A 13,591-nucleotide genomic window follows, 5' to 3' on the forward strand; every position below is an offset into this window, starting at 1 on the left:
TCCAGGTCGTCATAGAGAAAATCGCCGGTAAGGCGCAACGTTGCTCCCCGGAAATACTTCTCCGCCTCGAGCTGCAACCGGGTTTCGGCGATGGAGAGATCGCGCTGGCGGGGATCATCGCCCAGCCGGGTTCCGCCGCGGGCCTCCCAGAAGCCGCGCAGACGAAATGGCAGCGCCGCCGCAGCCGGTCGGTCGGTGGTCTGTTCTGCCCCGGCCTCACCCCCGAGGCCTGCCGGCAGGGCCGGTTCCTCGGTATCACTGGCTGGCGCGCCCAGCCCCTCCGGCAGCTCGGGCGCGGCCGCCCATAGCGCCCCGGGCGCCACACCGAGACCGATACCCGCCAGCAACATGCCCCAGAGCAGGCTTCTGGTGTTCATCCACGCCCTCCTGCCCTCAGTGCACCGGTGGTCACTGCAAGTACTCCTTTGGCGCCCGGCGCAGGTAGCGCTCCGAGAAGACGTCTTCCGGCAGGCCCAGGTCATAGTCAATGCCAGTGTAGGTCAGCTCCGTGGTGCCGCCGCTGCGCAGGTTCTCCATCCTCGCCTTGACGACCGTGGGGTAACCCTGCACCTTCTCCACCGCCAGCGCGGTGTAACGCCGGTAGAGGTTGCCACTGTCGTCGACATACTCGGTGCGAACCGGCAGGAAGGACTGCTTGTGGATATAGACATCGTAGTAGGCGAACTCAACCTCCCCGGGCCGCCTGGGTGTGTTGCGCACTACGTAGTAGTTGTCTGTGGTCTCGATCAGCTCATGGCTGTCGGCATCAATACTGCGCCCGGAGATATCCTCGTAAAAGAAATCCGAGCCGACGAAGCTGGTGCGTTTGTCGGAGGCAGCAATTCGCTTAACCAGATCCAGCGCCGGCAGGTACAGCCAGCGGTCGTCGTCCCGGTCCAGGTGTTTCCACACCAGCAGCGTCATCTGGCTCACATCCGCCGGTCGCCGGAAATAGACATAGTACTTCTGCTCGCCACGGTAGGCACTCCCCTCAATGGCATCTGTCTCCGGGCCGTCCCGCCGCAAAATGGTAAGCTCGCGACTGCGGGTACGGCCCTGGCGGTCGGTGATGGTCATGGCGACCCTGGCGCGGCCATCACGCCCCTGGAAGTAGGAGACCATATTGGCCCGGTTGACAATGCGCTCCACCGAGGGCGCAGCGCCGGCATCCTGGGCCAGGGCAATGGGCGTGATGCCCAGCGCGATCACCACCAGGGCCAGCTTTTGGAACAGGGTAACAAGCCAGTAACCGATATGGAGTCGGCGACCCATACCCCCACCAACCCGAAAATCAGTATGCCGCCGATTTTCAGGACGCCGATAAAGGAAGCCACACCCTGAATCATCCGGTTACCCAGCAGATTTATGAGAAACGCTGCCAGGATCAGTGACACCCCGAGAATGGGCACCATTCGCCCGCTTTCGTCGCCACCGAAGAGCTGCATGGTGTAGGAGCCGAACGTGCGGGCCAGAAAACTCTGGGCGATCACCATGGAAAAGTACATCAGCAAGGCGTTAAATGCGGTCGGCAGCCGGTTTCCGTAGGCCTTGTGTAAGTACATGCCGATACCGCCCGCAGACGGGTACGCATCGGAAATTTTGATGTAGGAATAAGCACTGAAGCTGACGATCACGGCGGCCGCCAGAAACGCCAGGGGGAACAGAACGCCCGTCATCTGTGCCATCTGTCCGGTCAACGCAAAAATACCAGCGCCTATCATGACGCCGGTACCCAGCATGACGGTTCCTGGCAGGGTGAGACTGCCTTCCTGATAGCGAGTGGTTCTGTCTTGCTCCCTGCTCATTCAACCTCCGGTTATTGTCGTTTCTATTTACGCTTCATAGGTGGGATTTTGGAACAGCAAAACGGATCATGTTTTGCGTTGGCCCGAACATTGTCGTCTGTAAACCGACACCACGCCAGTTTCCGCTGGGTCCACCACCCGGCCTGCAACCCGCCTCCGTGGGTTTTGATCAGTTCCATTAACTCGTCAAGAGACCAATGGGTTCCATCGTAGACGACATGCAGCTGGTTGTTCGGTTTGCGCTCGGCAAAATCAACACAGGGATGATGGTTGAGTTCATGGATGAAATCGCCCCACTGACTCTCGCCAAATCACTCACCATTTTGGCACGTAGATGCCGGTGAGGTGAGGAGGAGTCCATCCCATTGATTCAGGTTACTGATGAAAATGAATAATCACGGTAATCCTGATGCCTATGCGCCGTATCCTCTTGGCCGTGTAGCGACAAACGTCAGGCACTCACCCAACCGATCTCATTGTACCCGGCGTCGAAAGACCCAAAGGGAGAAAATAAACAGCGTGACACCGATTACCAGCAAGGCGAGAGCCTCATCCCAGAGAACCGCCAGGCCGGCGCCTTTGAGGAAAATACCGACGATGATATCCATGTAATAACGCAGTGGACTCAGCAGGGAGAGGCTTTGCAGGAAAGGCGGCATGGCTTCTACCGGCGTCAAACTGCCCGACAGGAACATCAGCGGGAAAAGTCCGAAAAAGGAGAGCAGCAACGCCTGCTGAAGGGTCCGGCTGTAGGCGGCAATCAGTACGCCCAGCGCAATCGCACTGAGCAAAAAGATGGCGGTCAGCACCAGAAATAAAAGCAGACTGCCCTGAAGGGGCACATCAAAGACTCTGACAATCACCAAACTCGGAAAGATGGACAGTACGCCCATGATCAGCGTGGGTGTGACCTTGGCCAGGAACAGTTCCAGGGTGGAAATGGGCGTCACCAGCAGCTGCTCGATAGTGCCTCGCTCCTTTTCCCGGACAATAGAGGCGGCCGGGTGAATAACGCCCACCATCATACCGGCCAGAGCAATCATCGATAACACGATAAAACCCGATGTTGTCAGATCGGGGTTATACCAGATACGGATCAGGGGTACCGCGACCCCCTTCTTCCCGGCAGCAGGGAGCGCTTCGCGCTCCTGGCGCTGGACGATCTGCAGAGCATCATTGACGGCATTGGCGGCAATGTTGGAATTGGTGCCGTCCTGGAGCAACTGGAGCTGAGCACTCTTGCCAGCGAGAAGAGCACCTTCGAACCCGGCGGGAACGACCAACACCATGGTGGCATCGCCTTTCTCCAGGAGGTCAGTGGCGGTTGCCACACGGGTTTCCTGAAATTTCAGGTCGAAGGTTTCGCTCACCGCAAATTTCTGGATCAACGAGCGACTCAAGGCGCTGCGATCCTCGTCCACCACCGCCAGGGGCAGGTGGCTTACATCAAAACTGAGCGCAACGGCACAAATGACGACTTCAATGGTGTAAAGCCAAAGTATCAGGGTCAGTATCAACCGGTCACGAAAGAACTGCACGAGCTCCTTGCGCAACAAACCAAATAAGGCAATTCCCATCAGGCCACCTTCTGCTTCATTCGCCAGGCCGCGAAGACAAATACCAGGACCGTATAGACGATCAACATCATCAGATTTGGCAGAACGGCTTCAAGGCCGGCTGATTTCAGTACGATGCCCCGGGAGATTTCCATAAAATAACCGGCAGGGAAAAGCCAGCTATACAGTTGCAGGGCAAGAGGCATGGTGAACAGAGGGAACAGAAAACCGGAAAACAAAAACGACGGCATCAAGGTGACAATCAGCGTTATCAACATGGCCGCCAACTGGGTACGGACCAGGGATGAGACCAACAGGCCGATACCCACCGTGGTCAGCACATAAACGAAAGCGGACGTCAGCAGCAGTATCGGGCTGCCGGCAATGGGGACCTGAAACCAGGCAAACCCCACCACCATGACCATAAGAATCTCCAGGAAAGCCACCAGACCGTAGGGCACCAGCTTGCCGACAACAAACTCGGTTGAGGTGACCGGCGATGCATAGATCTGCTCAATCGTACCGGTCTCTTTCTCACGCACGATCGCCAAGGCGGTCAGCAGGGGTGGGAACGCCATCAGGATCACGGCAAATAACCCGGGGACGACGAAATTGACGCTGCGCAGGGAGGGATTGAACCAGACCCTGGCCTGGACCCGGACGGCGCTCTGACGCGGGGCGGGGAAATTTGCGATTACCGCCTCGGCATAGGCCGATGCCAATCGACCCAGAACAGGATAGCCGCCGTCCACGATCACCTGGACAGGCGCCTCGTCGCCTCTGAGCAGTTGCCGGGCCAAGCCGGCTGGAATCACCACGCCCATGCTGATGGTCGAGCTTTGCAGTGCCGACTCCAGATCGCGGAGATCGGTCGTTTTCTGCTCTAATTGAAAATACCGCGAGCTGTCGAAACGGGCTGACAGGTCGCGGCTTGCCGGCGTGTTGTCCAGATCGTAAATGCCCACGGCAACCTGTTCCACATCCAGATTGACCGCATAGCCGAACAGAAAAAGCATGATCAGCGGCATGATCACGGCCAACGCAATGGTAACCGGGTCGCGAATCAGCTCGCGACTTTCCTTGACGATGAGGGCTCCAAGCCGATGAGCCTTCATGGTCCCAACGCCCGGGAATTGGCCGTTCCCGCCTGTTCTATGGCCGCCGTGAAGAGCATCTCCACCGTGGCGTCGGCTTCGAGGCCGAGCGAATGATTCAGCGATGATCGGCTACCGTGTGCAAGCAGCCGCCCGTCCAGCATTAACGCCAAACGATCACAATAGGCCGCTTCCTCCAGGTAGTGGGTAGTGACCAGCACGGTCATACCGCTGGCGGCCAGCTCACGGATAACCCGCCAGAAACGGTACCGGGCGACGGGATCGACACCCGAGGTGGGCTCATCAAGGAACAAGACCCGGGGCCGGTGAAGCAGGCTGCAGGCCAGCGCCAGACGCTGGCGCAAGGCACTTGAAAGATCACCGGTGAGCTTGTCGGGAATATCTGTCAGCCCCGTTACTTCCCTGGCCCAGTCGATCGCAGCCCGCGCCGCGCCTCCGGCCAGGCCGTAGGCATTGGCAAAGAAGCGGAGATTCTCCCAGGGGGTCAGTTCCAGATAGAGTGAAAACCGTTGTGACATATAACCAATTTGCCGGCGCAATGCGGTGCTACCCCCGCCGGAGCTCACCCCGGCCACCCGGGCGTTGCCCTCATCGATGGCCACCAGCCCGCACAAGGCCCTGATCAGGGTTGTCTTGCCCGCCCCGTTGGGCCCCAGCAACGCAAGCAGTTCGCCAGATGGCGCCTCGAAACTCACCCGGTCAAGGGCCTTGAAATGCCCGAAGCGGACGCTCAGGCCGGTGGCCACCAGCCCTTCCTCTTTTCCCCTGTCTTGCCGGGCCAATTCCGGAAACTGCTGCTCGCCGGCCCTCCTGTCCGTCCGCAGCACAAACAGATCCTCGAGCCGGGGCTCGGCCGCCGCCAGGTGGGTTCCCTCGGGCAATAACTCGGCGAGCTGGTTTTCAGCGATGTCCGCGTTCATCACCAGTCGCAGGTGATCCGGCAACCACTGCACTGAATGGACGCTGTCAATTTGAGCCAGGATGCCGGACAACTCCCGCAAGCCTCGTCCGGTATCTCCAGCATTTACAGTGAACACCCTTCCGGCGGCGGGCCTCAGCAGCTCTTCCAGCGACCCATCCGCAAGAACGCGGCCCTGTTCCAGCAGCAGTATCCTGTCGCAGCGCTCCGCCTCGTCCATGTAGGAGGTAGCCACAACCATGGTCAGGCCCTGCGACCGGAAGCGGTCGAGCATGGTCCAGAGATGGCGCCGGGACAGGGGGTCGACGCCGAGCCCCGGTTCGTCAAGGATCAGCAGCTCCGGTTCATGGACCAGATTGGTACATAGCGACAACTTTTTCTGCATGCCACCGGACAGTTTGGCGGCGGGCCTGTCAGTAAAGCGGCCAAGCCCCGACATGGATAGCAACCTTTCTGAACGCTCCCGATAGAGTTCGTCGGGCACATCCCGGATGCGAGCGGCAAAGCTCAGGTTTTCCTTGACGCTGAGTCGATCGTAAAGCGTAAATCCCTGGGACATATAGCCAATCTTGGCAGCAACCTGCTTGGCCTCACGACGGGTATCGAAGCCCAGGACCCGGCATTCCCCCACAGTGGGGTCCAGGATGCCAGCCAACATCTGTAACAGCGTCGTCTTGCCAGCGCCATCAGCACCGACAATGCCCACTCGTTGGCCGCGATCAACGGAAACATCCAGTGGCTCGATGACAACATTGTCTCCGAATTGGCGGCCAAGGCCTTTGGCGACGATGGGTTCCGGGGAAGACATGACGGCTCAGCGCGCCGGAACCGAGAGGGTCGCTGGCCACTCGGCGTCCGGATCCCAGCGAATCCAGGCATCTGCCGGCATACCCGGTTTCAGAGCATCGGCCGGATTATCCAGCACCAGGGTAACGCCATAGACCATCCGAACTCTCTCGTCGGGCATGTGGACATCGCGGGGGGTGAACTGGGCGAAATCGTCAATCCTGCCGACTTTGGCGGAAAAGTCCCCGGGCAAACCGTCCACGCGGATTCTGGCGGGATCCCCCAAGCTGATCCGGTTGAGGATATCACCGGGGACATAGACCTTGAGTTCGAGCTGCTGCAGATTCACCATCGTGGCCAGCGGCTGGCCGGTATCGACAACCTCTCCCGTCTCCACCGCCCGGATCAGGATGGTTCCGGAGAGCGGCGCGGCAACCTCCGCTTTGTCCAGTTGCGATTCAGCCAGTGCCACCTGCGCCGCCCTTGCAGCCACCTGTTCTTCGGCGGCATCCTTCTGCCGCTGGAGAGACTCAAGTCGGCCCCGGGCCTCACTGACGGCATTTTCCGCCTGATCCAGATCACTCGAGCTGGCCAGATTGCGGGACCGCAAGTCCCGGATCCGCTGCCGTTGTTTCTCGGCATTCTTGAGATGATGACGCCAGGTGGTGATTTGGCTGTCGAAGCCGTCACGGACTTCCCGCGCCGAGGCCAGCTCGGCCTGTGCCGAGCGCAGGCGGTCTCTGGCATCGGCGGGGTCGATCACGGCTACCGTGTCGCCAGCCGAAACCTTGCTGCCTTCCGCGAGATGGTGCTCGATGACCCGACCGGCCACTTCGGCCGCGATCCACACTTCCCGCCCCTCGATATGGCCATTGCCATAGACGATTCCCTGCGGCAAGGGCTCTTCCCCAAACAGAACAAAAACCCCATAAGAACCGCCGGCGAGCACCAACACCGCTATCAGAGACCAGAGCCAGGATTGGGATTTCACCAAACACTCCTTATGACATTACTGTTCAGGTTGGAGCCGGGATCAGGGCCACTGCCTCTCACTCCAGCCAATGAGATCACCCACTCTAGCACTCGGCAGCCGCCGCGAGCAAGGTCGTTGCCGGATCTTAAGCGGCTCATTCAGGTCGCCCTCGAAGATGGCCGTCAGGGCATCGTCAAAGACGCAAAATGGATTGGTAGCCTGCCACATCCACCTCAAACCGGGTGTTCTGACGCAAGTGATCCTTCATGGCCTCCAGCGCATCAGGGTCTCCATGAATCAAGTTGATCGGCGTTTCGGGGGCTAAGTCACTTTGAGCCAGCCACTGTTCAATCTCTGTGAAATCTCCATGTCCGGAAAGCCCACTCAACACCTCCAGCCGGGCCTTGACCGGAATCCAGTCGCCGTGGATCTTGATCCTTTCCGCTCCATCAACCATTTTGGCGCCTCGTGTCCCCCCTGCCTGATAACCGGCAAAGATAACGGTTGTGCGGTGCTGGCCGAGGAGACGTTTGAAGTGATGAAGAATGCGACCGCCCGTTGCCATACCGCTGCCTGCAATAATTACGTGCGGGTAGGCCTGGTCAGCCAGCGCCTTGGAGTCTTGGACGCTGCGGCTATAGTGAACGGTGCTGCACATTTCATGGCATTCTGAACTGCTCAACCGATGCTGATCTTCGTAGCGGCAGTAAATCTCAGAAACATCAATCGCCATGGGGCTATCCAGATAAACTGGCAACCTTGGAATTCGTCCCGCCTTCATCAGGTCGGTGAGCATATGCTGCAAGACCTGCGCTCTGCCCACGGCAAAGGCCGGAATCAGTATATTGCCCCCTTTGTCGACCGTTTCGTTGACGATGTCCGCCAATTGTGACGGCAAATCCACGTCTTCGTGGCGACGATCGCCATATGTTGATTCCAGCATCAGCATGTCGAGTGCTGGCAGGGGTGCCGGTGGCCTCATGAAAATATCATTGAGGCGGCCCACATCGCCGGAAAAACCGACGCGTTTACCTTCCGCCTCGATGATGACACAGGCCGCCCCGAGAATGTGCCCGACCGGTCGCAGATGAAAGCGTATATCACCGAGCTGGATCACTTGGTGAAAGTCCACCGACTGAAACAGCTCCATGCAGGCTTCTGCATCCTCCTGATCATACAGGGGCTCCGGATTCTCATGCCTGCTCAGCTTATGGCGGCCGAGGTAATGTGCCTCCTCTTCCTGAAGATGGCCGCTATCGGCCAGCAATATGCTGCATAGCTCTCGGGTGGCATGATGGGTATAAACCGCCCCCCGGAAGCCCTGCTTGTACAACACGGGGATGTAGCCTGAATGATCCAGATGGGCATGGGTCAGAAGCACGGCATCCAGCGAGGCAATATCGAGCGGCAACGGTTGCCGGTTGCGCTTTCTCAGCCACTTGTACCCCTGAAACAGGCCGCAATCGACCAATACACGTGTCTGGCCGGTTTCAACCAGGAACTTGGAGCCGGTCACGGTTTCCGTGCCACCCAGAAATGTAATGTTCATCGGCGCTCATCCTCCACCTGATTGAGAAAATGCCTGACCGGCGGCACCAGCAACTCGCTGACATCGATCTCATTGCTGCTGTGTGGAACCGTGTTGGTGGTCACCAGCGTCTGCAGGCCGGTACCCAGAAGGTAGGTGTCCGAGGCCTCCGCAAAAATGCCATGCACCGCCGCACACAGGATGGCCTCCGTGCCTTGCGCCTTAAGTGCCCTGACACACTCGCCAATGGTGCGTCCGCTGGAAATAACGTCATCAATGATGACGGCTTTCCGGCCGTTATACGCCGAGATATCCGGCAAGGTGACTTCAACGCGCCGGTCACCCAGACGCTGCTTGGTGCCAATGACATAAGGATGGTTACTGGCCTGCGCGATACTTGATACCCATTGCTCACTTTCCGCGTCCGGACCTACCAGCAACAGACCGTTTTGCCCCCGTAGCCAATCCGCCAGCGCCGGTGCTCCCTGAACAACTTGCGTGGGTATGCTGTAGATTTCGTCAAGAGACTGGTACCTGTGCAAATGTGGATCAACGGTGATCAGCCAGTCGATATGTAAAGACAAAGACTGGGCAAACACCCTGGAAGTGACCGCCTCCCCTTCTTCGAAGCGTCGATCCTGGCGCATATAGCAAAGATAGGGCGCCACCAACCCAATCGACCTGGCACCGAGTTCCCGGAGAGTTTCAAAGAGAAACAGGAGAGCAAGGTATTTGGTGTCTGGATGCGTTAGGTCGGCCAATATTACGCAGTTCGCACCTTTGACTGATGTGAGCACACGTAAGTAGGACTCACCATCAGGGAACCTCCGCACCTCCAAACTTCCCGGCTCCAGATTGAGCCGATCACAAAGTTTTTCCCGTAATGGATGGGGAGTAAGGCTGAACAACACACTTTTTTCAGTAATGCCCACAATCATTCCTCTCGCTTTACAGTGAAGATTGCCGGCCCCATATCGTTAAACGCCAGCGCATAATCCTGCTGCCCCGGACTGTCACTGAGCAATTCATAGAGAGGCTCTCCCTTAGTGACTCTATCACCGACGGTCGCCAGTAGCCGCAGCCCTGCGGTAGAGCTGGCAGGTGCGCCTGCCAGCTTGGCGACACGGGCAAGCCGACGATTGTCGATAGACACGATTGTTCCGGATTCCGAGCACAGAACTGGGCGCCTAAAACGGGCTTCACCTAAGCTCCTCTGCCCTCCCTGAGCCTCTGTTATACGCTTGAACTGCCCCCAGGCAGAGCCGTTTTGAAGTAGTCGTTCTGCTTTGACCATCCCCTCTTTCACGCCACGACCATCAGCCAGATCGAACAAATGGCCAGCCAGCATGATGGCGCGGCTCCGTAGATCCTCCGGCGCACCCCGCTTTCCCTGCAACACGGCCAAAACATCACGGGCCTCCTCTGTCGGCCCGATCCCTGCACCAACCGGCTTGCTGCCGTCTGTCGCGATGCAGCGTACCTTCAGCCCACAGGCCGCCCCAACGCTTGTGAAAAGAGAGGCCAGCCGGTCGGCATCGCCGGGCGTTCGAACCTTGGCCGTCTCCCCCACCGGAATATCAATCACCGCATGGGTGGAACCGGCAGCAATCTTCTTGGACAGCACCGAGGCCACGAGCTGGCCCTCACCATCAAGGTCCAGCGCTCTCTCGATGCGAATCAACAGGTCATCAGCCGGGCTGAGGTTCATCGCCCCACCCCAGGCGAGACAGGCACCGGTTTCTCTGACCACACGGCGAATCTCGTTCAGCCCAAGCCTCACATTGGTCAGCGCTTCCATGGTGTCCGCTGTTCCCGCCGGTGAGGTGATGGCACGGGAGGAGGTTTTAGGCATTACTAAGCCTGCTGCGCTGACGATCGACACAACCAGCGGCGTGGTCCGGTTGCCCGGCAGGCCTCCAACACAGTGTTTGTCGAACACACGATCCACGCCTGGCCAATCGAGCTGTTGTCCGCAATTCACCATCGCCTGGGTCAAAGCAACAATCTCATCGAAACCTAATCTGCCACCCGCACAAGCGCTCAGGAAACAGGCTATTTCGACATCGCTGTATTTGTGTGCGGAGATATCGGAGACAATGCGGGCCATCTCAGCCGGAAGCAAGCTGTGTCCGAATACTTTCCGACGAACCAGACTCAAGGATTCGATATAGGGCGCATGATGTACTGAAACCAGGTCAGACTGAGCCACCCCGAGCCGCTCTATGGCGATATCTGAAAGCCCCGCATACCCTTTGGGAACCGTTTCATCAGACGAAATATTGAGAGTTGCGATGATGGAACGTCCCTGCGAGGAAATTCCCACCCTGGAACTGGCGGCGAATCCTTCTGAAAGGCACACATCACAATCACCACGCATGTAGACGACAGGCTCCTGATGAGTATTGATACCCATCTTGAAAACCCGTAACTGACTGGAAGACGCCACCATGTATCAACATCCTTTTCTGCGTCGAAGAATAATTTCAGTGTTCTGATCAGAGGTCGTTCATACGCCCTATCTGCCTGGCCAATCGCATAGCTTCGTTCTCTTCCATGGTTAGCAACGATTGCAGTAATTCTTTCGCCTCGGGAATCTCGGCTTTGTCGGCCATGGTGCGATAAAGGTCCTCTATCTGATCATGGAAATCGAATACTTCTCTGCATATGCCCTCAAAATCCAGCTGTGCGTAGGGCTCATCGCAGGTTCTGTGGGTCTTAATGGGATGGTGAGACAGGTAGTCGTAGACCCTTGTCTCCAATGCTTTGAAATCGCCCTGCGACTTGAATTCATTCACGATACGTTCCATTTCCGATTCATGGGTCGCCAGATAGTCCAGCAGCGCCCGTGCTCGCTCCTCTTCATTCTTCGTAGCGCAATGTGACATACACCTTGCAAGGTGAGCATGCAAATCCCGTGTCCAGCTAATAAGTTCTCCAAAGGTTTTGATGTCCATTTACCCGTTCCCCCTTGTTGTCATTAATCATGTCAGCAAACAGCAATTACCTACCACTTAAACTCATAAGCCTGAATTCACACTGAAAAACCCCAACAAAAGATGCAAAAAGAGTCGCCCAATAGCGTGGGCTTGATGAACATCAATTTTTCCAATTGGAAGTGTTCGTCTACCCTAAGCCGTCCAGTTGGGTGCGCTTTAACAGGAGTGCATTTACCGCAACAAGAGCGGAGCTTCCAGACATTGCGAGCGCCGCTACTTCTGGGCTTATCACCAACGGATAGAACACGCCTGCCGCCGCGGGAAAGGCGATGACGTTATAGCCCACCGCCCAGAACAGGTTCTGGTGCATCTTGCGCAGGGTAGCGCGCGACAGCTCGATGGCTCCCAGCACATCGTAGGGGTCGCTCTTCATCAGCACCACGTCAGCGCTCTCAATGGCCACATCGGTGCCGGCACCGATGGCGAAACCCACCTCCGCCTGGGTCAGTGCCGGGGCGTCATTGACACCGTCGCCCACCATGCCAACCTTCTTGCCCTGAGCCTGGAGCTCCTTGATCTTGTCTGCTTTCTGCCCCGGAAGGACATCGGCGATCACCATCTCAATGCCGAGTTCCCGGGCGATGCGCTCGGCGGTGGCCTGGTTGTCGCCGGTGAGCATCGCCACCTCCACCCCGCGTTCACGCATCTTTTTGACCATTGCAGTAGCGGTGGGGCGCGGCGCATCGGCAATGGCGATAAGGCCGACCAGCTTCCCGTCCTGGGCGACGTGCACCACGGTCTGCCCCGCACTCTGCAGACGCGCGGCCTCGTCCTTCAGGCTCGCCATGTCGACCTTCTCTTCGTCCATCAGCCGGCGGTTGCCGAGCAGCACGGTCTTGCTGCCAATCTCCGCCCGCGCGCCCTTGCCCTCGATGTTGGTGAAACCGGTCAGCGGATCGAGCTGCAAGCCTTCGGCCTTACTTTGTATCGCCTGGGCCAGAGGATGGTCCGAGCCCTGCTCCACCGTCCCCGCCAGTGCGAGGACCGCCTCCTCGGTGCTGCCCGCCACCACGACCACCTCGACCACCTGCGGCTCGCCCATGGTCAGGGTGCCGGTCTTGTCGAAGACCACAATATCCAGCCGGGTGGCATCCTCAAGTGCAGAGGCATTCTTGAACAAGATGCCGTTCCTGGCACCGAGGCCGGTGCCCACCATCACCGCCATGGGCGTTGCAAGGCCCAGGGCGTCCGGGCAGGCGATCACGAACACGGTGATAGTCAGGGTCACGGCAAGCAGCAGGCTTTGGCCAATCCACCAGAACCAGACGGCGAAGGTGAGCAGGCCGATTACGATGGCAATCACTACCAGCCACTGTGACGCTTTGTCCGCCAGCAGCTGCGCCGGAGCCTTGGAGTTCTGCGCCTCCTGCACCAGCTTGACGATCTGCGCTAACGCGGTGTCGGAACCTACCTTGGTGGCGCGATACCTGAAGCTGCCGCTCTTGTTAATGGTGGCCCCGATCACCTTATCGCCGGGCTTTTTTTCCACCGGCATGGACTCGCCAGTGAGCATGGACTCATCCACCAGGGACTCGCCCTCCAAGACCTCACCGTCCACCGGAATCTTATTGCCGGGGCGGATCACGACGATGTCGTCCTTCAGAACCTCAGCGGTGGGAACCTCCCGTTCCTGGCCATCACGCAACACAGTGGCCTTGGGCGGCGCGAGATCCATCAGCGAGCGGATGGCGTCCGAGGCACCGGCACGGGCGCGCATCTCCAGCCAATGGCCGAGCAGGATAAAGACCAGAAGCACTGCCACCGCTTCATAGAACTGAACACTGGGAAAGAAAAAGGTCGCGCCGACGCTGAACAGATACCCCGTGCCCACGGACAGGACCACGAGCACGGCCATGTTGAGCACTCCGTTGCGAAGCGCTCGCCAGGCGGCGACGAAAAACGGCCAGCTCGGG

At 58.5% G+C, this 13,591-nt stretch carries 10 protein-coding genes and 3 pseudogenes; all 13 read right to left on the reverse strand.

The annotated features are described in order from the left end of the window. Positions 1 to 377 (reverse strand): annotated as a pseudogene (locus tag AC13C0_RS10190) (hypothetical protein); the annotation flags it as partial. 31 nt (positions 378 to 408) lie between these two features. After that, complete coding sequence (locus AC13C0_RS10195; protein ID WP_341582628.1) at positions 409 to 1,272, reverse strand: outer membrane lipoprotein-sorting protein; 864 nt, start codon at positions 1,270 to 1,272, stop codon at positions 409 to 411. Then, positions 1,248 to 1,805 (reverse strand): annotated as a pseudogene (locus AC13C0_RS10200) (APC family permease); the annotation flags it as partial. The gene AC13C0_RS10195 and the pseudogene AC13C0_RS10200, both read right to left, overlap by 25 nt. A gap of 23 nt (positions 1,806 to 1,828) precedes the next feature. Further along, positions 1,829 to 2,113 (reverse strand): annotated as a pseudogene (locus tag AC13C0_RS10205) (hypothetical protein); the annotation flags it as partial. A 165-nt stretch (positions 2,114 to 2,278) separates the two neighbouring features. After that, positions 2,279 to 3,382: an ABC transporter permease gene (locus tag AC13C0_RS10210; protein WP_008172526.1), complete on the reverse strand. Its 1,104-nt coding sequence runs from the start codon at positions 3,380 to 3,382 to the stop codon at positions 2,279 to 2,281. Continuing rightward, the gene (locus tag AC13C0_RS10215) at positions 3,382 to 4,476 is read right to left on the reverse strand and encodes an ABC transporter permease (RefSeq protein WP_286894525.1); all 1,095 of its coding nucleotides are present in this window, start codon (positions 4,474 to 4,476) and stop codon (positions 3,382 to 3,384) included. The genes AC13C0_RS10210 and AC13C0_RS10215 overlap by 1 nt, the downstream gene beginning before the upstream one ends. Beyond that, positions 4,473 to 6,203, reverse strand: coding sequence for an ATP-binding cassette domain-containing protein (locus tag AC13C0_RS10220; protein WP_341582631.1), 1,731 nt, complete (start codon positions 6,201 to 6,203; stop codon positions 4,473 to 4,475). The genes AC13C0_RS10215 and AC13C0_RS10220 overlap by 4 nt, the downstream gene beginning before the upstream one ends. Before the next feature lie 6 nt (positions 6,204 to 6,209). Further along, entirely contained in the window at positions 6,210 to 7,172 is a 963-nt protein-coding gene (locus AC13C0_RS10225) for an HlyD family secretion protein (RefSeq protein ID WP_162893663.1), read from the reverse strand. A 175-nt stretch (positions 7,173 to 7,347) separates the two neighbouring features. Continuing rightward, the gene (locus tag AC13C0_RS10230; protein ID WP_288944972.1) at positions 7,348 to 8,703 is read right to left on the reverse strand and encodes an MBL fold metallo-hydrolase RNA specificity domain-containing protein; all 1,356 of its coding nucleotides are present in this window, start codon (positions 8,701 to 8,703) and stop codon (positions 7,348 to 7,350) included. After that, complete coding sequence (locus tag AC13C0_RS10235; protein WP_482954335.1) at positions 8,700 to 9,620, reverse strand: ribose-phosphate diphosphokinase; 921 nt, start codon at positions 9,618 to 9,620, stop codon at positions 8,700 to 8,702. Before AC13C0_RS10235 ends, AC13C0_RS10230 begins: the two co-directional genes overlap by 4 nt. Further along, positions 9,617 to 11,131 carry a thymidine phosphorylase family protein gene (locus AC13C0_RS10240; protein WP_008171257.1) on the reverse strand — a complete coding sequence of 505 codons (1,515 nt, stop codon included), beginning with the start codon at positions 11,129 to 11,131 and terminating at the stop codon, positions 9,617 to 9,619. Before AC13C0_RS10240 ends, AC13C0_RS10235 begins: the two co-directional genes overlap by 4 nt. Positions 11,132 to 11,177: 46 nt before the next feature. Beyond that, entirely contained in the window at positions 11,178 to 11,636 is a 459-nt protein-coding gene (locus AC13C0_RS10245) for a hypothetical protein (RefSeq protein WP_008171259.1), read from the reverse strand. Between the two features lie 169 nt (positions 11,637 to 11,805). Next, positions 11,806 to 13,591: copper-translocating P-type ATPase (locus tag AC13C0_RS10250; RefSeq protein WP_482954336.1), on the reverse strand; the 1,786-nt coding region annotated here is incomplete at its 5' end.

Source organism: Marinobacter sp. B-21 (assembly GCF_056857895.1).